A 22135-nucleotide genomic window follows, 5' to 3' on the forward strand; every position below is an offset into this window, starting at 1 on the left:
GATTCGAGCGCAGTCTCTTTTTTTTGGTTGATTAACGTAACAGTGTTATGTTACATTGTTTTTGGAGGTGCTTTACATGGATCGTGACTATATCTCGAAAAAGGAGCTATTGGAGCTTACCGGTATTTCGTACGGTCAGCTGTACAGGTGGAAAAGAAAAAATCTGATCCCTGAGGACTGGTTTATTCGCCGCTCTACCTTTACGGGGCAGGAGACGTTTTTTCCAAAGGAAAAGATCATGGCCAGGATCGACAAGATCATTCACATGAAGGATGACCTTTCCTTGGATGAGCTGGCAGACATGTTTTCCCCCAACCTCACCGGATCGATGCTCAAGCCAGAGGAACTTATCGCACAGAACATTGTTTCAAAAGCAACCGTGGATTTATTTACGCAGCATTTCGGGAGTGCAGAGTCGTATCCGTTTCAGCACTTTCTGTATGCGTACATCGTGGAGCGCCTGCTCGTGATGGGAGAGATGAGCTTGGAGGAAGGAAAAGGCTTGCTGCAAGTTCTGGAGAGCCATTACCCAAAATTTCAGGGCAAGCCGTGCGAGCTGATCTTTATCCGGAAAATGGGGATCTCTGCGTTTGCCTTGGCTTCGAATGCGTCTGAGCTGTATTTCGATCAGAGCGTGAAAGTTGTCAGCAGATTGAATGTGTCCAGTTGTTTGGAAGAGCTGAAAACGAAGCTGAAATAATAGAAGGAGGTAGGTCATGATGAATCAGGATAATCGACCAGACTTGGTGATTCACGGAACGGTAAATGCAGCTGGTGGCGTGTATGGAGAAGTTGCTGTACATGGCTTTGGCAAGATCAAAGGGAATGTCGAGTGTCTGGATCTGCATTGTGCAGGTCACGTGAATGTAGATGGGGATGTGCATGCGAGCCGCGGAAAAATCGAGGGCAACGCCAATATTCGCGGGGCTGCTCATTTCGAAAATATGGAGGTTTACGGACAGCTGGACGTAAACGGCGACATGACATTCACCCAGCTACGTGTGGATGGCAGTGTGAAAGTGCATGGCAGTGTATCTGGCGAGGAGATTTTGCTCAACGGCTTTTTAAAGGCTACAGGTGACTGTGAGGCTGAGGTGTTCAAAGCAAAAGGAGCATTTACGGTCGGAGGTTTGTTGAATGCAGGACACGTCTCCATCCATTTGCACGGCAGTAGTGAAGCGAGGGAGATTGGAGGAGAGCATATCGAGGTGCGCAAGGCTGGGATCAGCACGTTAAACAAGCTGATGAAGCAATTCTTCAACAACACGCTGTCTGTCGATACAGTGGAGGGTGACGAGATTTACTTGGAGTATACACGGGCCAAGATTGTGCGCGGAACTAACATCGAGATCGGCCCTGGCTGCGAAATTGATCTGGTGGAATACAGCGGAGAGTTCCGTCAGGACAGCAGCTCCCGTGTAAAAGAGCATACAAAGCGTGGAGAAGCCTGAGATATTCAGGCTTTTTCTCTAGGAACAAACGGCTGCGAAATGGAAGACTTTGTGAAATTTTGGTGAAAGCGCATGCAAGTATTTACATGCATTTGCTTGCGGGATATAATGGCGTTGGTAAAATTTGAAATGTTAGTGAGTACTTGCATAGATAGGGAGGATCGAGATGGATCAACCGCATATAGAACCGCCACAGGGAGGGAAAGGCGAAGAGCAGGAGACCCGCGAGCGCATTTTGGCAGCAGCCAGCCAGCTTATGGCGAAAAAGGGGTACAAGGGTGCGACGACGCGCAAAATATCCGAGCTCGCAGGAGTCAACGAGGTAACGATCTTTCGGCACTTCAAAAACAAGGAAACGATCCTCGAGGAGCTTTTAAAAGGGATTTTGAATATTCGTCAGCAGCTGGAGAACCATCTGCACGGGGAGTATTCCGAGCTCCGCGAGATGCTCAGAAGATATGCGCATGGCTATTACGGCATGCTGGTCGAGCGCAAGGAAATCCTCATGATCTGCATGATCGAGGCGGATAATCACCCAGAGGTCATCAAGCTGTTCAGCAGCGTTCCCGTAACAGCCGTCGAAGTGCTGTGCAGCAAGCTCCAGCAGTTTCAGGACCAGGGACATTTGCCGAAGAAGGATTCCTTTACGGCAGCGCTCATGTTTGTCTCGACCTTTTTCTACGCCTTTATGGCAAAGCATCGCATCAATCTTGCACTCGATCTGGATGAAGAGCAGCTGGTCGAGAACGCATGTGACATTTTGATCAATGGGATTACGGATAAACAGAACTAACCAAGTTAGCTACATAGGAGCGGAGGATGTCATGAAAAAGAGATGGCTCGTTTCTGCAATAGTAATCAGTATATTGGCCACATCAGCCTGCAGTGAGCAAGAGCAGGCAGCAGCGCCGGTAAAAGAAGTAAAGCAAGTCGTGTTGGAACGGGTAAAGCAGGAGCAAGCCAATTTTGTGTCGGAAACCTCCGGCACATTGCTGCCGCTGGAGGAGGCAGTGGTCTCCTTTGAGGTAGGGGGACGCGTTATCGAGCTGAACCGGAATGAAGGAGACAACGTAAAAGCTGGCGACGTTCTGGCACGTGTCAATTCGCAGGATTACTCCCTGCAGGTAGCGTCCTCCAATGCCGCCCTGCAGCAGTCAGCGGCCAGTTTGAGCAAAGTGAACAACGGGGCACGTGAGCAAGAAGTTGTTCAGGCACGTTTGCTCGTCGAAAAGGCAAAGACCGGCTACCAAAAGATGCAGGACGATTTTAAACGGATCGAACAGCTTTATCAGGAAAAGGCCATTTCCAAAAGCGAATTCGAAAACGCACAGAACGCCCTGACGCTGGCAGAAAAAGATCTGCAAAATGCACAGCAGTCGTACTCACTTGTAACTCAAGGGGCGCGAGCGGAGGATAAGGAGCTGTCCAAGGCGACCTACAATCAGGCTGTAGTCGCCAAAGAAGTAGCGGCTTCTACCCTGGCAAAAGCACAGCTGCGCGCTCCGATCAGCGGGACAATCCTGGCGAAGCTATCTTCCACAGGAACGCTGGTCAGCCCAGGGACTCCTGTCTATCAGGTGGGAAACATCGACACGCTGAAAGTCGTGCTGCCTGTGCCTGACCGGGAGATTTCCTCGTGGAAGGTAGGGGAGACACTGTCCCTTGATCTGTATGGACAAAAGCGCGATGCGAAGGTGACTAAAATCTTCCCTGCAACGAACCAGAGTACAGGAACCATCGGAGTCGAGGTTCAGCTGGCCAACCCGCAGCACGATTGGTTTGCAGGGCAGGTAGTAAAGGCGACCAAGACGATGAAGGGGCAGGAAGGAATTTACGTTCCGGTCGAAGCTGTCCTGAGCAGAGGGCAAAACGATGCACATGTCTTCGTAAATGTAGGTGGAAAAGCGGTCAAAACAGCCGTAACCATAGGTCAGCTGACCGATGATCGCCTGGAGATTCGCAGTGGTCTGAAAGTGGGAGATGAGCTGATCGTCAAAGGTGTGGATCGCTTGTTTGACCAAGATCCGATCGAAGCTGCTGGAGGTACAAAACCGTGATCGAGTACATCGTACGCAAGCGCAAAATTACGCTTTTGTTTTTCGTAATGATCGTGCTTGTCGGCTTTCTCAGCTTCTTTCAGCTGCCGAAGCAGGAGTCGCCGGACATTATCATCAACATGGCGACCGTCACGACGATCTACCCGGGAGCTTCTCCAGAAAAAGTAGAGCAGACCGTTACGAAAAAGCTGGAAGAAAAAATCAACGAGCTGCAAGGGCTTAACTATATATCTTCAACATCGAGCTTGGGCGTATCCTCGATCATTGTGGAGACGAAAAGCGGTGTGGACCCGAAGCAAAAATGGGATGAGCTGCGGAAAAAGGTAAAGGATGCCGAAGCAGATTTGCCTGCGGACGCGAAGCAGCCCATTATTAATGACGATTTAAACCGAACCTTTGTTCAAACTCTTGCGGTAACGGCGGACACAACGGAGCAGCTCTACAGCTTGCGCGACATGATGAAATCGTGGAAAGAACAGCTGCGTACGATCCCGAATGTTGCCGATGTGACTGTCGAGGGCTTGCCAGAGCAAGAGGTGCACATCGAGGTCGATACGCAAAAGCTGAGCCAGTACGGACTTACATGGGCTCAGGTGATGATGGCGGTCAAAAAGGAAAATGAGAAAATTCCATTGGGCGACCTCACGACTGACAAGCGCACCTACCAGCTGAAGCTGGCGGAAACAGAAAATGTGGATGAACTCAATCAAGTGATCATCAGCCGCACGTCAGAGGGCTATCCCATTTATATGAAGGATATCGGCACGGTAAAAATGACGACGGAGAGCATCAAGTCGATGTCTTATTACAATGGCAAGCCTTCGCTGTCGGTCAGTGTCAATGCGGAGACGGGAAGTGATGTTCCCTCCTTGCAGAAGCGTGTGGACGAAATGATGGTGACGCTCGAAAAGTCGCTTCCTGTATGGGCGCAGACGCATTCCATCTACAGTCAAAACGAGAGGGTCGATGAGCTTTTCTCCGATCTTACCCGGGAAATGTGGATTGCGATTATCGCCGTTTTGCTCGTATGTACACTTGGTTTGAACTTGATTACCTCTTTTGTTGTGGCATTGGCCATCCCGATCTCGTTGGCAGTGGGCTTGTTGTTCCTGCCATCCTTGGGGATTTCCCTCAATATGATTTCGATCGTCTCTTTGATTATCGTACTGGGGATTCTGGTAGACGATGCTGTGGTAGTCAACGACAATATCGAGCGCCGCTTGTCCGTCTTGGGCGAGAAGCCACTGAGAGCTGCAGTCAATGGTGCGAATGAAGTTTCGATTTCCATTGTTACTGCTACGCTTGCTACGATCGCTTCCTTTGCACCGCTCATGTTTTTAAGCGGGAATGCCGGGCAGTTCATTCGCCCAGTACCAGCTATCATTTCTTTGACCATGCTGGCATCGATGATTATGTCGCTCACGATTATTCCGATCTTCCGTCAATGGTATGAGCAGCGGAGGAAAACGAGTGCAGAGGGCTATCGGAAGCCGGCAGGTCTGCTCGGCAAGCAGTTGAACCAGCTGACGAAGTGGTACGCCAATAAGCTGATGCCTAAAATTTTGCGTCGACCGCTGATGGCGGGAATGATCGGCGTTTTGATCGGGACCGCAGCCTACGGATTGATTCCACTGACGCCCGTGCAGCTGTTTCCAAATGACGACCGCCCTGAGTTTTTGGTCAATATTCGGGTACCAGTAGGAAGCAGTATTTATGAAACAGATCGGGTTGTTCGAGGTGTTTCCGATTGGATCAGCAAGCAGCCCGCGATCGAATCTGTTGCTTCGTATGCAGGTGGCAGCGCGCCGAAAATGTTCGGAGGGGACACGGCAGCAGGAAGCGGCATAACGGTAGGGCAGCTGGTGGTCCGTTTTGATGAAAAAAAGGTAAAGATAGAAGACATGATTGAGCCTTGGACCGAGGAGTTTAAGAAGCTGTACCCGGAAGCGACGATATTGCCGACGCAGCTGGAGGCAGGGCCGCCAGTTGGGAAGCCTGTTGTGATTCGGATTTATGGAGAAGACATCGAAACGCTGCGCTCTCTTTCCGCCCAGGTGAAAGATGTCGTAGCGAATGCACAGGGAACCTACGATGTGCAGGATAACTTTGGCGTCGAGCGCTATACCCTCGAGTTCGTGGTCAACAAAGAGCTGATGGAGCAAAAGCTGGTCAACTACACAGATCTGTCCCAAACGCTGCGCCTTGTCAGCGAGGGGATAACGGTCAGTGAATTTGATTCCGGCACAGACCTGATCGATATCAAGCTGTTCCTGCAAAAAGATCAGGAAGAGCCGGCGCTTCTGTTCCAACGGCTCAGTATTGCCAATGCGAGAGGAGAGCAGATCCCGCTTTCCCAGCTGGCAGAGGTCAAACCGACATTTAGCACGCAGGCCATCCCGCATCGTGATTTGTCCCGCGCTGTGACGATTTCCAGCGACTTGAAGGATCGCACGGCAACCGATGTGATGACGGAGCTTGCGCCAAAGCTGAATGGAATTTCATGGCCAGAAGGCTACCGCTTTGAAGTAGGCGGAGAGACATCAGAGCAGACGGACATCTTCATCGATATGGGCAAACTGTCCATTCTCGTCGTCTTCCTGATTTTGATTCTGATTGCCATGCAGTTTTACTCGCTTACCATCCCGGTGCTGGTCATGAGTACGGTATATCTAGCAGTGGCGGGCAGCTTGATCGGGCTGTTCATTACCCAGACCCCACTCGGATTCATGACGATGATGGGAGTGATTTCTCTCTCCGGAATCGTTGTGCGAAACGGAATCGTGTTTATCGAATTCATCGAAGAGGCAAGACACGCAGGAGTAGAGCTGAAGCAGGCTGTTATTCATGCAGGAGAGGCGCGTCTGCGTCCGATTCTGTTAACGTCGATGACAGCTGTAGCAGGCTTGATGCCACTCGCGATCTCAGGCGATGTCCTGTTCAAGCCCCTGGCTGTGACGATTATTTCGGGCTTGCTGTTCTCGACGATGCTGACACTGATTGTCGTTCCTTCGTTTTACACCGTTTTGACCCAGCGTAAAATGAAAAAGCTGGCAAAAAAAGCAGCCAAACGCCCTGATTTGTATGGGCCTGAGGCGGAAATGAATTAAGTTTTGGCAAGCTGGAAGGATGGAAGAAGTGCTCGCTCGAGTGCTTCTTCCTTTTTGTCCGAATAACCGAGTAAAATAGGCACGCAGCGTTTTCTCCCAGGAAAGGGCTGTGATATGATAGGGGCAACTACGAGAGAACCAGGAAGGGAGTGTCCAGGATGCAACAGCCACAACTTCTCCATGAAGAAAAGGTATTCAAAGACCCAGTGCACCGATACGTCCACGTGCGGGACAAGTTCATATGGGATTTGATCAATTCTGCAGAATTCCAGCGGCTGCGCCGGATCAAGCAACTGGGCACCAGTTATTTTACCTTTCACGGCGGAGAGCACAGCCGGTTTAATCATTCCCTTGGCGTGTACGAGCTGATGCGCAGGATTTTGGATACGTTTAAAGAGCGCATTCAGCTTACCTATGAAGAGAGGCTGCTCTGCCTGTGTGCCGGACTCTTGCACGATGTGGGTCACGGGCCGTTTTCCCATTCCTTTGAAAAGGTATTTCGCTATCATCATGAGGATTGGACCCGTGCGATCCTTTTGGGAGATACACAGATTAATCAGATCTTGCGCCGCTTTGACGAGGACTTCCCCAAAAAACTGGCAGAGGTCATCAACAAAACCTACGATAACAAGCTCATCGTCAGCCTGATTTCCAGCCAATTGGACGCCGACCGGATGGACTACCTGCTGCGAGATGCGTACTATACCGGGGTCAATTACGGCAATTTTGAGATTGAACGAATTTTGCGAGTCATGCGTCCGCAAGAGGATGGGATTGTTTTCAAATTCAGCGGGATGCACGCCGTCGAGGACTATATCATGTCTCGCTACCAAATGTACTGGCAGGTGTATTTTCATCCGGTGACGCGCAGCGCTGAAGTCGTTCTGCGAAAAATATTCCAGCGTGCCAAGCTGCTGTTTTCACAGGGATATTCGTTTGCGCAGGAGCCTGTCATGCTGCTTCCTTTTTTACAGGACAAGGTAGAGCTGAAAGATTATTTGGCTCTCGACGAATCGATTATTCTTTTCTACATGCAGGTGTGGAGAGGCGAGGCCGATCCGATTTTGAAAGATTTATGCGGGCGTTTTTTGGACAGGAATCTTTACAAATACGTCGAATATAACCCTAGAGATTTCCGCTTGCTGGCAGAGCTGAAGGAAGAGTTCCAAAAGGCGGGGATTGATCCAATGTATTATTTGGAGGTAGACACCACCTCCGATCTTCCGTATGATTTTTACCGTGCCGGTGAAGAAGAAGAGCGTATCCCGATCATGCTGCAAATGCCGACAGGAGAGCTTGTCGAGCTTTCGCAGAAGTCTGAGATTGTCCAGGCGATCAGCGGAAAGCGCCGGTTTGATTACAAATTGTACTTTCCTTTAGATAAAGTCATGGCATTGCCGGGGGATGTGTCCTGGAAGATTCGAGAACGTCTGGGAGTGATGGAAGATGCTTAATCGTCACGCCAAAATCATACGCTTGATCGAGATCGTAGGCGAAGTGAGTGGGCGAAAAAAGCTGCAAAAAATGGTGTACATAGGAAAACATTTGCAAATGGATTTCGATGAACGCTACGAGTTTCACATGTACGGCCCATATTCCGAAGAGCTGACTCTGCGGGTAGATGAGCTGTGCAACATGGGTCTCTTGGACGAGCAAATGGAGAGCAAGGGTGCGATCCATATGTATCGCTATACGTTGAACGAGACCGGCAGGGATTTTTTGCGTTTTCATGAGGTAGACTTCGGAAGCGGCGAGCGAGTCATTCGCCGGATGAACGAAGAGAACTCCCGCTTTTTGGAGCTTGTTTCTACCATTCTGTATTTTAATGATCTGCCGTATGAAGAGATGAAAGCGAAGATCTTTACCTTCAAAAGCAAGCAGCGCTACACCGAGGAGGAAATCCAAAAGGGTCAGGCGTTTGTGGAAGAATTGCGAGCCATGATGACAGAAGACGACGACAGCAGGCTGAACTAAGATTTGGCGAACGAATAGAAAAATAGAGAATCGTAGGGCGCACGATCTAAACTTGCAAAAGTAGAGGATGCGTCTTTTTCTATCCTCTTAATTCACGGAGATCGCATCCTGCTGACAAATTTGAACAGCCGCGGATGGGATCTGCCTGGAGGACATGTGGAGTTAGGAGAAACGGCATTTGATGCGATGCGAAGGGAATTGTGGGAGGAAACAGGAGCGACGTTTGGACAGGCAGAGCTGATCGGTTACGAGAAGCTAATGATTCATGCTCCGATGCCTATCCCCTATGCCTACCCATATCCGGTAAGCTATCTCGTCTTTTACTGGGGGCGAATGAATAGACAGACGGCGTTGGAGGCAAACGTAGAAACGAGAGGCACCGGATTTTTTTCGTTTGCCGAAGCGAGCGCCCTCGCTTGCATCCAGCATAATGCCAAGCTTTTTGAAGCTGCTTTTAACAGAAACAAGATGATGCCCTAGCACTATCTATACAAGCCTGTGCTTCCAATCAGCAGACTTCCAGCGAGGTCTGCTTTTTTTTGTCTCAATACGCCATTGCATAATGAATGGCAAACGTTCCTTGAAAACTCCATAAGAAGTCCGTTACTGAGATCACCAGAAATAGAGGGAGAGTGATATGGATGAGAGGCTTGCGAACAAAATGGCTGTGGATGGCAGGAGGTGCTAGTCTGCTGATTGCTGTGTTGCTCGCATGGAATTTGGGGCCAGTCAGCGCCTATGAGGAAAAGATTGTGTATGTGTACAGCGATACTTGTGGATATTGTCAGACTTTCAGACCGACGCTTGAGGCTGTTCTCGCCGATTATCCACACCATACTGTGGAACGTCTGGATATCCGTGACCAGGAGGATTTGGAAGCTGCTTTGGGGTTAGGTGCAGAAGCAACGCCCACCGTGTTTATCGTAAAAGGGGAACAAGCTATCGAAAAACTGGAGGGCGATGTGACCGAAAAGGTTCTCCGAAGTTTTTTTCAAAAAAATCTCAATGATCCTCTTTCTGGAAAATGAATAAATAAGTAAAATATTGGTAGTAGATAAGGGGGATGGCCGATGAAGATACTGTGGAAAGGTTTGGGGACAAGCCTGATGATGGTCGGGATTACGATTGGGCAAACGCTATGGGGAGGCACGTGGGGGGTATATCCAGCTGCAGCCGCTCAGCCTTTGCAGACCATGTCGGATTTTGCTGCACACCCAGCCAAAGAATCGATCCTTCTCGGCTTGCAAAAGGGATACATCTGGAAATATCCTGACGGCCGCTTTTACCCCGACAAACAGATCGTCCAATCACAGTTTGTAGCTAGTCTCGTCGCGATTCGAGGCGTGAAAGAGACGGCACCGGTGCCAGAGCTTCCTGTAGGACACTGGGCAAAAGGAACGTACGAACGGGCACAAAAGGCAGGCATTCTCGCTGATGTGAAAATCGATCCCAATAAGCTATTGACCAAAGAAGAAGCGGCTCAGCTCGTCTTTAACGCATGGAAGCCCTATCGCGGTGTGAAAATGAAGGGCTACACCCATACAGGCGCACTTATCACATGGGGCTGGATGGACCCCGCCCCAGCAGGACAGCCAAAATTCCGAGAAGATCTGCCGGTGTCACGCGGGGATGCGGCGAAGATTCTGGCTTATCTATGGAAGGATAAGTGGCAGTTGGAGATGGGGGCGAAGTGGGCTGAGGAGTTTGAGCGGAGTCTAAAAGTAACGAATGGTCAAATAATAGGGAAGGTGCCAAAAGGCGACAGTAATTTTACTATTCGTGTAAGTTTCGTTACGGTCGACAATGGGAGATTAGGATTTTTAAATGGGGAAAGCCTGAAAGTTAAATTAACAGAAGTAAAGCCTATTATGGTCTTATCAATAAGGAACAATTATGATTCATCAGATGCTGGAATATTTAATTATCTTGTACCTGAAATTAAAAGAGAATTGAAAAACAAACAATTTTCATTAACAAACTAATAAGGGGTGTGAAGTTTGAAGCACAGGAAGTATTTGCTTTTTGTGTTTTGCATATGCCTAACTTTAATCAACTTCCTTTCCCCACTAGACGCTTCGTTTGCATCTTCGCCTGTGAATAGAGGGATTGATTTAGGAACGGTCGACGCTAATAAAAGAATAGGCCCACCAAATGGGTTTGATGAAGTACTCATACAAGGAATAACAGCAAATCTAGGTGCAACTGACTCAGTTGTTGAAATCAATGGTACAAGGGACTCTCAGCATGTACTAGGGTTTGCAGATCTTCACGAAAAAGCAGACAGAGGCTGGTACTATGTCTACTCCCCTTCACCACAAGACGTAAATAAAGACTTCGATGAAACATTGTACTGGATTCAAAAGTTCAAAGGAAATGCAAACTACATTTTAGGTGGTAGTGCTAACGTATACAGTAAAACGGTTTCAAACATTACTAATCCTAGCATGGATAGATACCAAGCCTACAACCTAGCAGAACTAGCCACAGCCTCAGGCGGCGCTGGCTACACGATCGGCGATAACCTGGAGCCCTACGGAAATGGGTATATTTCAGTAGGACACTTCCGGACGACTTCTCCTCCAACAGGGGGCGTCAAGACAGACAAAACAAAATATCAGGTCAACGATCAGGTGACCATTTCGGCAAATGCCACGGACTATTCTTACTATGACCGTGGCATTTTCATTTGGAATCTGTCAGTTATCAACAAGACAACTGGAAAAGGCTATACCCAGTTTGTGAGCAATGAAGTAATCGCTGACCAGAGCGGTTACCTTCCGCCAGTGAACGAATCCAGCAGCCCCAATCCGTTTTCCTGGCTCAAAAACTACCAATATAAGCCTACCGAGGCAGGTCTCTACGAGGTTTCTCTCACGATCACAGACAGGCATCATCGTTCCCGGCAAGGTTCACCGAGTATGAGCGTATCAACGCCGTACACGTATCAATTTACGGTGGGGGAGGTTCCCACTGACCCCGATCCAGGTACAGACCCGCCAGCATCCTGCAAACGCGTTGCGATGGATTTGAGGCTGGAGCAGGAAAATAGTGATAAGGAACTGACAGGTGTCCCGAGCGGCGGAGACTCCCTTTCAGTCAAAGACGACACGAGGATTGTAGCGACTGCTACAAAACCAGGGACATTCAAGTACAACGGAGACGTGATGCAAAGCGGGACAGGGAATAATCGCAAAATAGGAATTACGTACGCTTCCGCCGCAGGCACATTCACGATTTCCTATGAGAGTGACGATGGAACCGAGTGCTGGCAAAAGATATTCGTGGTGTCAAACGGCGAGGAAGGTGTGGACCGATGCCCGATCATCTCCATTCAAGGCAGTGTGAAAACGAGCGGCTCAACAATGGAAGTGACGCCAGGCGAGGAAGTCATTCTGCAGGCGAAGTATACGGATGCTCATGGGGAGACAGGGCCAGCGGAAGTAAAATGGGATGTGACCAGGCCCAACGGCTCCGTGGAGACACTGCCAGGCTCCTACGATGAAGTGGGAGGAAGGGATCGGTGGGGAGTCTACAACTCTGCCAAGCTGAAACTCCCATTTGGAGATGGCAGCGACTCCCACGATGTCCTTTTGGAACGAGGGAAGACCTATCAAGTGAAGCTTAATTTCAGTCAAACTCTATGGAAGGACAGGCCGGAGTGCAGTTGGGTGATTACGATCAAGGTGCGAGATGCGGCGTGTTCGATTACCGAGCAGAACAAAATCAAATTCAAAAGGTACGGCACTCCTCCGTCCCTGTATCCACCGGGAGGAGAGAGCTTTACGAGGATGGATCTTGACTCGATCTACGTAGAGGATTTCGTACCTGCCGCAGATGGATACGACACGCAAATCAAAGTTTCCGCAAGTACAGCAGGTAGTTGGTATCTGGTATATAGCGAGAAAAAGGTAGCCCTAGGGTCAAAGCTTTCAGCCGATGAAAAGCAGGATGTTCTTCTCCCGGATGATTTTGAGGTCGGGGAGCCGATGAAGCTCGTGTTTCAATCGGAAACAGGGTGCATTCGTGAATTTGTGTTTACGGTAATCTCATCGAGACGATGCTACGGGCTGCGGCTTGGTTTAGAAAACAGCAGGGGTGACCAAAAATGGATACGGCCCATCGAGAGGGGCGAAGTCGTACAGTTTGAATCGGCAGAACTTCCTGATGATGGGTACGATCTAAAGCTGCGTACCGGTGAAGACACCAAGATGGTTGTGCAGTGGTTTGACCCTGTCTCAGAGACTTGGGAGTTCAAACGAGACGAGCATTCCTTGCCAGGAGATACGAACCCGCGTGAGGAGCATTGGCTGCGTCTTCCGCGAGACGATAATACCAGTGAAATGCTGGAAGGCTTGTATCTGGTTCAGTTTTACGACGAGGATGGTTCCTCTACTGCTTGTGACGGTCACTTTTTTATTCAGATAGGCCAAAGCGCACCTGCTGGGGAGAATCTATTGATTATCAAAAGCAGCTTTGCGATCTCTCCCAAATCACCACAGGCAGCGGGGACGGCAAGTACGATTACGTTTCAAGTGAAAAACGCGGGGCAGCTCATGCACGATACCAAGCTGGCTGTGCGCTGGGAAAGCTCTCCACAAGAGACGGTGTTAGATGTGGATAACTTCAAATCAGGTGAGATTCGGACCATCACGATACCCACACAGTATCCACAGCAAGGGGAAAACTTTATCGCCAACATCAATCCGTACAAAAACAAACCTTCGGATGAGACGATTTGGACGGACAATCGTGCGCAGTGGCCAGTGAAAATAAACGGGTCAGAGCTGCCAAATCCGCCGGGTGGAGGGGGGAATTTTGATGGTGGTGAAATCGGTTTGGAGATTTACGACAGTGACGACCGCCAGCTACAGAAGCTTGCCGTTCAGGTAGACGGCGTTTGGGAGCGCGAGCCTGCGACCATTCGTGTCAGCATTGACCAAACAAAAATTAATGAAGGCTTTTTGCGTACACAGCAGGAAATCAATGCGAAAATCGCGGCGTACAAAGCCCAGCTTGAGCAAGCCGTAAGCGGAGAGGGGATTCAAAACGTATCGGTCACAGCACAGCCGGAATGGATCGCGGATGCCAAAAGTATGGCCGTATACAGTCCCGAAAAGCTCGATCTGAAAATAACAGGTCCCGGAACACCCCAGCAGTGGCAGGTAAACAGTGCATCTACCGGTGGAGACTATATCTACACGGGGACGATTGTACCGACCCAAACGACGTGGCGTGAGGAGCTGCAGTCGGTGAAATACAAGGCGCAGATCAACGGCTTTGTCATCTCCATGGCGTATAATATCCAGTTCAGCCTGACGTACGACAGCTGCACGACAAATGATGACGGCGAAGACGTATGTGAACCTAAAAACGATGCCAAAAACATGGCAGGAACATACACCATTACAGTAAAAGGTGGGGAACGGCCCTTCGAGGTGTTTGAGCCAAATGCCACTGGCACGCTGCGTCATACAGCTGAATGGATGGAATACCACGCACGGGATCGTTATCCGAACAGCCTTCCAAACGATTTTTACGCAGGAGAGCGTATCTTGTCCCAAGTGGAGCTGCAGGCGCGTCATCGGCATCCGGTCAGCGGCAAGTATCCAGACGTTGTTTCTGCGCAAGCCTGGATCTCAGAAATAGGGAGGAGACAAACGCTTTTGCAATCCTCACAGTCCCTCGTTTCAGCCTCACCGCAGCTCTGGAGGGGCAGTACGTACTCGGCTTCCAAGCTGGGTTTACGTGAGGTCGGTGTAGACATTCCGCTGATGGGGGATAAGCAGCGAGGGTTTCAAAAGGATGCCTCCTATGCCGTTTACTACACGGTTCAGTTCCGCTTTGGTGTGCAAAAAGGATTTGGGTACCCGGTGAAAAGCAGTGGTCAAGGGCATGATCTCAGCGACTATCGTGTTCCCTTCCGGATCATTGCGAATGCATGGGAACGACAAGGAATCCGCAACCATACTACGCAGTAAATTTATTTGCAGCCCCTCTCTGTCTTTTTCTACCTTGAAGGAAGAGACAAAGGGGGGATTTTTATGTGGAAAACGGCGAAACGCATCGTTATAGTTTGTTGGATGCTGACACTGATCTGCAGCAGCTTCACCCAGCCGGGATGGGGATTGGAACGGCAATCTCTCGTAAAAGAGGCTTGGGCTTGGGCAGAAGATGGCGAGATTAGGGTGCAGGCATTGCTGCAGCCGACAAAAGATGAGATCGAGGTCGTGATCAAACAGGAGAGCCAAGAGGTCTCTTACGTGATAAAAGACGAAAAACGCTTTTCCATTGCGGTTCAACCATTCGATGACCAAGGAGCCTTGACCATAGAATGGATACGAGACGGAACCAAAAAGCCTGAGCTTCGCTGGCAGGTTCCATTGTCGGATTCTGTTCGTTCGGCATCAGCTCAGCTCGATGTAAGAGAAGCTCCCTGGGATCGAGAGGCGGAGAAAAAAGAAGGCGCGCTGGACCTGATTGAGGTAGCTGAGCAGGGCGAAACCGAGCTGGGCACATTCGAGAAGGCAAACAGAAAGCAAACCGAGGTGCAGCGGCTGGCGGATGACTTTTATGCTGATTTCACGAAAGGAAAAAAGCCGAGGGAAGCGGTTTTGCGTAGCAGAGCAGCCACATTCGAGATGGAGCCCAACGATGTTGTGGGAAAAGCTGACTGGCTTTTCGATGCGAAAAATGCCCACGGGAAGATCGGGAAATCAGGCGATGTGGATATGTGGAAAATCCAAGCTGTAAAGAGCGGCCTGATGAGCTTCTCTCTCCGTGATATTCCGCTGGGCCAAGACTACAATTTATACGTTTTTGACGAGAAGAATCGGGAGCTGGGGCATTCGGAAAAGGAGGGGACTGAGGACGAGGCTGTCGACGGAATTGCTGTTGAAAGGGCAGAGTGGTACTACGTCATGGTCAAAGGAAGCAATGGCTCCTTCCACAAAGATTTCTACTATCGATTGCAGGCTGATTTTTTGACAGAGCAGGGCGATGGCAAGCTGGATGAATACGAGCCCAACAATTCGGTGAAAGAACCGCATGTTCTCGCTACTGATTTCGATGAGACTCTCCAGGCAAATCTCCACAGCCTGGTAGATGTTGATTTCTATCAATTTGGGGTAACACTGGCATCTACGGTGATCCTCGATGTAAAGGAGATCCCCGCGGGAATGGATATCGACCTTTACCTGCAGGACCCGTCAGGAAAGGTGCTCGCCAAATCGGAAAAGCCGAAAAACGCAAGCGAGCAAATCGTTTTTCAGGCAAGCCCAGGGCAATACATTGCCAAGGTCGCAGCAAGCTCACGGTCTGGATTTGCTCCGAATACGTACAAGCTCCACGTCGAAACCAACCCCAACCCGGTCATTTTGATCCCAGGGATTGGCGGCTCCAGGCTGGAAGTAGACGAAGGTGGGGAAATATCGGAAATTTGGCTGGGCCTGGGAGACAGCCTCATTGGAATAAATGACCCCAGGCACCGTAGACTGCTTTCTCTGGAGCCGATTCGCCCTAACAGTGTAGATGTTCAGCCACGAACAAAAGGAATCAGCATTTTCCCAGAGCGCGCTGATGAAGGCTTTTCCGCCATTGAGTACTTGTCCCATTCACCTATAGGTCCTGTCCGCGATACGACGGAGCAGTATTACAGCATGGTGAAGCAGCTGGAAAAGATGGGGTACAAAAAGTTTCAGACCCTTTTTGCGATGCCCTATGATTGGCGATATAGCAGCACGAAAAATGCAGCGGCACTCAAGCAAAAGATTGATACCGCCCTACAGAGATCGGGTGCCAGACAGGTTCAGCTGGTCGCGCACAGTATGGGAGGATTGCTCGTTCGCGAGACGCTCCTGGCCAATGTCTCCTACCAATCTAAAGTGAGCCGCATTATCTATATGGGCACACCTTTTTTGGGGGCTCCTAGAGCGTATCAGGCCATTCGATATGGCTACAACTTCTCCATTCCTTGGATGGACGAGGAAACGGGGAAGATTATTTCCGAGTATGCGCCTGCCGTATATGAGCTGTTGCCATCCAAGAAGTACTTTCAGACTGTGGGATTCATAAAAAAGGACAAAGACGAGCCCTACAGCTACGAGGAATTTTTGCAGGACAAAGCCATCCGCTTGCCTTACTCCCCGCTTGTCAAACAGGCAGGTAAGCTTCACGACAAGTGGGATACCAAGACGATCAACGTCCCACAATACGCCATCGTAGGTCAGGGGGAGCCTACATTGCTCGGCTATTTCTTCGATCATTACCATCAAGAGTGGGCGCCCTATTACGATAAAGGAATGGGTGACGGGACGGTTCCGTACCTAAGTGCGAGTTACGCGCAAAAGGATATGAAGAAAAAGTATTACGTAAAAGGGGAGCATGCGAAGCTGCCAACCATTCCGGAGGTCATCACACAAGTATCCCAATTGCTGCAGGGAAATGATGCGACTCAGCCCGGGCTTCGAAAATCCTCCGTCAAGAGTCCAAGCTATCTAACCTATATTATTTCCCGTTCGGATGGCGCATTTCCGGAAGTGACGTTTACCAAATCTGGAAGAACAATTACCCTTTCACCGAAGAAAAAAGAAGTGAGGGACGATCTCACGATTGAATATCACGGGACCATTGTGGTAGTGCATGTAAAAGACGGAGAAGAGCTGCATTTTCAAGCAGATCCTTCGGTGGAGCTGGAGAATGCCAATCTCAATATTCAACGCTTCTCATCTGAAGACTCCGAACAGGATGAAGAAACAGGGCAATGGAATAGGCTGGGTAGAGCAGATTCGTGAGTAGGAAAGGATCAGATAAATGGAAAATGTACTCGTTTGGTTATTTCTTGGACCCTTTGTTTACGCGTGGCAGCTATTAGGCCCGTTTCTTGCTCTGTTTTTGGCGGCTTATATTCGAATCGTTTACGGTTTTCGGATATGGGCGACGCTTTTAACCTCGTTTTGCTCCAGCTTTTTGTACTACTTCGTCATCATCCCTTCTGGTGGGCTTTTGTCAGGAGGCATGTGGATTATTGAGCTGTTAATGGCGTTGCATACCTCTTTGCTCGTGACCTTCATTCTGTGGATATTTGATAAGGTAAGACGCCCGCGCAGCCAACAGGCTGAAGAAAAGGAGTCGACGGACGAATAGCTGGGCACACAGTCAAATTGCGTCGCTATGTGTTTCCGAGTAGAATAAAGAAAGGAGAATGATGTCTGGAGGGTGTGTAAATGGATATTTTTGATAATAAAAAAGGCGGCTTTACCATCATGAGCGGCAAAACCGATGTGCATGGCGGGTACGGTCAAGGGGTACTTGATCTGAATGCTGTTTCTTCTGTCATTATCGATGGGGACGAAGCCTATATCGATATGGGCGCTCTGCATGCAAAGAGCGCAGTCGAAAAAGGGATCAAGTGGACGACGAATAAAGAAGAAGTCCCAAATGGAAAACCATATTGGCTCGTGTGGGTTACCGTAGACCGCAACGAAGCGGGGCCTTATTATGCAGGGGCTACTGCTTGCTACATGGAAGTGGATCGGGAAGCACGTCGTGGCTATAAAATTTTGGCAGACCACGTGAACCGTATGGATTATTCCATGAAAAGACGGATTATGCTGTCTGATCTTGGTGCAACAGAAAAGGCTGCTTTGAAAAAGCTTTTGGTTGAAAATAACGCGACCATGTTCGAGAATTCCACTAACGAGTTGAAGGAAGCTTTGTCCTAAACCGTAAAAGGAACCTTACTTCCATTAAAAAACGTGAACGGTCTGTGAACAAATTGTGAAATCAATTGTTACCAGTTTGGTAGTGAGGTAAACTTATTTTCATATCTGTGTACATGTACACTAGGTCATCAAACAGGGAAAGAGCCGTCACTCTTTCCCTGTTTGTCATATAAATGGGTTTTTTTGGACCTTTTCGTATCAGGCTTTATTTTCAGCTCATGCTTTCCTTCTGGAGCGGAACACTACTGAGGCATGACTACTTAAGTCTGACGACGGAAGGGGCGTTACCCGATGAGTGAAGAGATACGCACACAGGAAACAGCCGACGATCATTTTGTTAAGCACGGCGGCGTCCATTTCCGTACGCACGCGTCTCCGCAGGAAATCAACAATTTTATTCGCAAGCTACCTGCGGGAAAACGGGAAAGCTTGTTTGAGGTGCTCGATCAGCTGGATCAAGCTGGCATGATCAGCGTTATTAATGACCACGTGTTCACAGATGGAGATGGGGTCATCGCTGGCGGAGAGGATCAGTCCCTCCGTTAGGAAATGCTGAGTGGATAGAAAAAAAGGACGTGGAGGTAAGCCACGTCCTTTTTTCTATGTCCATTTATGGCTCTGGCTTCCACCAGCTGCCCATCCTTTGCCAGAACGAGGAAGGATCAGGCGGATGAAGCGGTGTTGGCTGTTGGTTCGCTGGTAGATGGTCTGTGCAATAATCTTGAGGCTCAGTTCCGCTTGCGAAATAAAACAGCTGTGGATTCGGACAATTTTCCGTAGCCAGCTTTCCGGAATGCGGGTCAATATAGACGGAAACAACTCCGGCAGGCATATCAAACAGAGCAGGGGGCTGATCCTTTAGGGCGCTTTCCATAAACTGCGCCCAGATTTTCTTGGACAAGTACCCTTCCTTTACATCATCGACCTTTTGGTTTTTGTCGTAGCCGATCCAGACGGTCGATACCAGCTGCGGAGTAAATCCGGCCAGCCAAGCATCGTAGTCTGTAGAGCCTGTTTTTCCTGCTACGGGACGATTGAGTTCATTGACGACACGAAAGCCAGTGCCGCCACGTTCAAATACACTCTGCATCAAATTTGTCAGTAGAGATGCAGCTACCGGATCGGCTGCAGGTGTCTTTTCCGTTTTTTCCTCGACCAGGATATTTCCCTGATTATCCTCGATGGAGGTAATGGCGATAGGCTTGACTGCTTCCCCTTTGTTGGCAATCGCAGCATATGCTGTATTCAGCTCCAGAGGTGAGACAGGCGAGGTTCCCAATGCAAGGGAAGGAACGGCCTGCAGGGTACTCGCGATCCCCAACCGATTGGCTTGATCCACTACCTTTTGAGGACTGAGAAAATCGATTGTCTTGACTGCGTAAATGTTGTCAGAGGTCTTGATGGCTTCCCGCATGTTGATCATGGCATTCGCATATTTTCCCCCGAAGTTGCTGGGGATGTACTGCTTGTTTTTGTCGTAAGTAAAGACAGTTGGCTCACTCTTCATCATGGTCAATGGGGTATAGCCGTTTTGTAACGCTGCCAAATACATGATCGGCTTGAAAGAGGAACCGGGCTGGCGCTTTCCAAGCACGCGGTTGTACTGTGTTTGCTTGTAATCCCGACCGCCTACCATCGCTTTGATGTAGCCTGTGCTCGGGTCCATCGCAACCAGGGCTACTTGCAGATTGGGATTATCCTTCGGCAAAACAGCAGCGACAATATCCTCTGCCTTTTTCTGCATCACAGGGTCGAGCGTCGTATGAATCTTCAAGCCCCCATGAATAAACAGCTCTTCATCAATGCCGTACTTGTTTTTTACCAAATTGGCGATATAGTCGCGAAAATAGGGAGCTTGCTCTACGATGCTGCTCGCTGAACGCTCTTTTAGCTTAATCTTCTCAGCAAATGCCTGCTCCGCTTGCTTCGGCGTAATCATTTCGTCCCGTTCCATCGCATCCAAAATCAGCTTTTGCCGCGACTTTGCCTTTTCAAAATCGACGAAAGGAGAATAGTAAGAAGGTCCCTTTGGAATCCCGGCGAGCATGGCGCTCTCCGCCAAAGTCAGGTCTTTTGCATCCTTTCCAAAATACGTCTGGGCGGCAGCTTGAGCGCCATAGGCAGAGTGACCGTAGTAAATCTGGTTCATGTACATGCCTAGGATCTCATCCTTGTTGTAATTTAGCTCCAACTGGATAGCGAGCAAGGCTTCCTTGATCTTCCGTTCCCACGTTTTGTCCAGGCTTAAATACAGATTTCGCGCTAGCTGCTGCGTAATGGTGCTCGCTCCTTGGCGCATGTCCATGTTAATGACGTCTACGTAGGCAGCTTTCGCCAGCCGTTTCCAGTCGAAGCCGTAATGCTCACGGAACGTCCGGTCCTCGATCGCGATAGTTGCGTCTACGAGAGCAGGTGAGATTTCATTGATCGGTACGACAATACGGTTTTCCCCTCGGTGCATGGTATCGAGCACATCACCATTGGAGGCGTAAATCGTCGTCGTCTGTTTGACAAATGTCTCTGGCAAGGGCTGAGAACGCAGGTAAAGAATCAGGAGCAAAATGGCAAAAGACACGCACAATAGGCTGAGTATGACAAATTTTACGAATTTCTTGGCCCAGCGAAAATAGCGAAGCAGAGGGGCTTCCCGAATGACTTCCATGTGTCTTTCCTCCTTTCTCCCGATGGTTTGTAAGAATCGGGGCATACTAAGACACAAGTTATTCCTAGTATGGGTCAGCAAATCGTTGGATAAACTTGCTAAGCCAATGAAAGGAAGCCTGCCCAAAAAAACCTTGCATTTTGAAGGACAGCCACTATAATTTTCTTGTACTATGCGAATGGCTGATAGTACCAGCGCAACTCGAACCAAAGAGTGAAAGCCTGACCATTTTCCTTGGATGCTAAGGTTGCACCAAAAGGCTTGCGATCGTCAAGCCTTCAAAATACATGCGGTTACTTGAAGGAGGTTACATAACCATGAACATGGAATTGTGGTACACCGAGAAACAAACGGAAAATCACGGGATTACAACGAAAATTACAGACACCCTATACAGTGAAAAAACCGAGTTTCAACAAATCGATGTGATTACTACCAAGCAATTTGGACGCATGTTGGTGCTCGACGGCATGGTTATGACCACCGATGTCGATGAGTTTGTTTACCATGAGATGATTACTCACGTAGCGCTGAACACGCACCCGAACCCGAAAAAAGTTCTGGTTGTAGGCGGCGGAGACGGCGGAGCGATCCGCGAAATCGTGAAGCATCCATCCGTGGAAAAAGCGGTTTTGGCTGAAATCGACGGTGGCGTAATTGAGTCCTGCAAAAAATATTTCCCTGAGATCGCAAGCGCGCTGACGGGCAACTCCCGCGTGGACGTGCAAGTAATCGACGGTATCAAGCACATTCATGACCACAAAGGCGAATACGATGTGATCATGGTTGACTCCACGGAGCCAGTAGGACCAGCTGTAGGCTTGTTCGAAAAAGGCTTCTACCAAGGTATCCATGATGCACTGAAACCAGATGGTATCATGGTTGCTCAAACAGAATCTCCTTGGTTCAACCGCGAGCTGATCAAGCGCGTATTCAAAGACCTGAAATCGATCTTCCCGGTAACCCGTCTCTATACTTGCAGCATCCCGACCTATCCATCCGGTCTGTGGAGCTTCACGATCGCTTCCAAGCAGCATGATCCATTGGAAGTAGATCCGGCGAAAATCAAAGATGTTGGCACTAAATACTACAATGCAGACCTTCACCACGCTGTCTTCAAGCTGCCAAACTTCGTGGCTGAGCTGACACGCGACTAATCGGAGGA

17 protein-coding genes are annotated in these 22135 nt (G+C 49.3%); 16 read left to right on the top strand and 1 reads right to left on the bottom strand.

Annotated features, from left to right (window positions below; all coding sequences use genetic code 11):
- Positions 1–76: 76 nt before the first annotated feature.
- The 15 genes from ACLIN2_RS29050 (at position 77) to ACLIN2_RS29120 (ending at position 18854) form a co-directional block, all read left to right on the top strand.
- Positions 77–700 (top strand): YhbD family protein, encoded by a 624-nt coding sequence (locus tag ACLIN2_RS29050; RefSeq protein ID WP_327931286.1) that lies wholly within the window; start codon positions 77–79, stop codon positions 698–700.
- Between the two features lie 16 nt (positions 701–716).
- Entirely contained in the window at positions 717–1451 is a 735-nt protein-coding gene (locus ACLIN2_RS29055) for a polymer-forming cytoskeletal protein (protein WP_411502878.1), read from the top strand.
- A gap of 166 nt (positions 1452–1617) precedes the next feature.
- Positions 1618–2244 carry a TetR/AcrR family transcriptional regulator gene (locus ACLIN2_RS29060; protein WP_092268331.1) on the top strand — a complete coding sequence of 209 codons (627 nt, stop codon included), beginning with the start codon at positions 1618–1620 and terminating at the stop codon, positions 2242–2244.
- Positions 2245–2275: 31 nt separating this feature from the next.
- Complete coding sequence (locus tag ACLIN2_RS29065) at positions 2276–3508, top strand: efflux RND transporter periplasmic adaptor subunit (protein WP_411502879.1); 1233 nt, start codon at positions 2276–2278, stop codon at positions 3506–3508.
- On the top strand, positions 3505–6615 hold the full coding sequence (locus ACLIN2_RS29070) for an efflux RND transporter permease subunit (RefSeq protein WP_400583300.1): 3111 nt from the start codon (positions 3505–3507) through the stop codon (positions 6613–6615). The genes ACLIN2_RS29065 and ACLIN2_RS29070 overlap by 4 nt, the downstream gene beginning before the upstream one ends.
- Positions 6616–6773: 158 nt before the next feature.
- Positions 6774–8069 (top strand): HD domain-containing protein, encoded by a 1296-nt coding sequence (locus ACLIN2_RS29075; RefSeq protein WP_411502880.1) that lies wholly within the window; start codon positions 6774–6776, stop codon positions 8067–8069.
- Positions 8062–8589, top strand: coding sequence for a YwgA family protein (locus tag ACLIN2_RS29080; protein WP_092268327.1), 528 nt, complete (start codon positions 8062–8064; stop codon positions 8587–8589). The genes ACLIN2_RS29075 and ACLIN2_RS29080 overlap by 8 nt, the downstream gene beginning before the upstream one ends.
- Before the next feature lie 81 nt (positions 8590–8670).
- The gene (locus ACLIN2_RS29085) at positions 8671–9069 is read left to right on the top strand and encodes an NUDIX hydrolase (RefSeq protein WP_411504615.1); all 399 of its coding nucleotides are present in this window, start codon (positions 8671–8673) and stop codon (positions 9067–9069) included.
- Between the two features lie 170 nt (positions 9070–9239).
- Positions 9240–9617, top strand: coding sequence for a thioredoxin family protein (locus ACLIN2_RS29090; protein ID WP_411502881.1), 378 nt, complete (start codon positions 9240–9242; stop codon positions 9615–9617).
- A gap of 78 nt (positions 9618–9695) precedes the next feature.
- On the top strand, positions 9696–10571 hold the full coding sequence (locus ACLIN2_RS29095; protein ID WP_411502882.1) for an S-layer homology domain-containing protein: 876 nt from the start codon (positions 9696–9698) through the stop codon (positions 10569–10571).
- A gap of 462 nt (positions 10572–11033) precedes the next feature.
- Complete coding sequence (locus ACLIN2_RS29100) at positions 11034–14567, top strand: ABC transporter permease (protein WP_411502883.1); 3534 nt, start codon at positions 11034–11036, stop codon at positions 14565–14567.
- A 63-nt stretch (positions 14568–14630) separates the two neighbouring features.
- Positions 14631–17378, top strand: a complete 2748-nt coding sequence (locus ACLIN2_RS29105) for a lipase/acyltransferase domain-containing protein (protein WP_411502884.1) — start codon at positions 14631–14633, stop codon at positions 17376–17378.
- Positions 17379–17397: 19 nt separating this feature from the next.
- A complete protein-coding gene (locus ACLIN2_RS29110; RefSeq protein WP_411502885.1) occupies positions 17398–17730 on the top strand; it encodes a hypothetical protein in 333 nt (110 codons plus the stop codon).
- Between the two features lie 80 nt (positions 17731–17810).
- Positions 17811–18308, top strand: coding sequence for a YwhD family protein (locus ACLIN2_RS29115; RefSeq protein ID WP_092268320.1), 498 nt, complete (start codon positions 17811–17813; stop codon positions 18306–18308).
- Between the two features lie 291 nt (positions 18309–18599).
- A complete protein-coding gene (locus tag ACLIN2_RS29120) occupies positions 18600–18854 on the top strand; it encodes a hypothetical protein (protein ID WP_092268319.1) in 255 nt (84 codons plus the stop codon).
- 64 nt (positions 18855–18918) lie between these two features.
- Here ACLIN2_RS29120 and ACLIN2_RS29125 read toward each other — a convergent pair whose 3' ends face one another.
- Positions 18919–20970, bottom strand: a complete 2052-nt coding sequence (locus ACLIN2_RS29125) for a transglycosylase domain-containing protein (RefSeq protein ID WP_411502886.1) — start codon at positions 20968–20970, stop codon at positions 18919–18921.
- 323 nt (positions 20971–21293) lie between these two features.
- On the opposite strand from ACLIN2_RS29125, the gene speE reads away from it, so the two are divergent.
- Positions 21294–22127, top strand: a complete 834-nt coding sequence (speE, locus tag ACLIN2_RS29130) for a polyamine aminopropyltransferase (RefSeq protein ID WP_092268456.1) — start codon at positions 21294–21296, stop codon at positions 22125–22127.
- Positions 22128–22135: the final 8 nt, after the last annotated feature.

The organism is Brevibacillus centrosporus, from assembly GCF_046622605.1.
In the GTDB taxonomy this organism is placed as follows: Bacteria; Bacillota; Bacilli; order Brevibacillales; family Brevibacillaceae; genus Brevibacillus; species Brevibacillus centrosporus.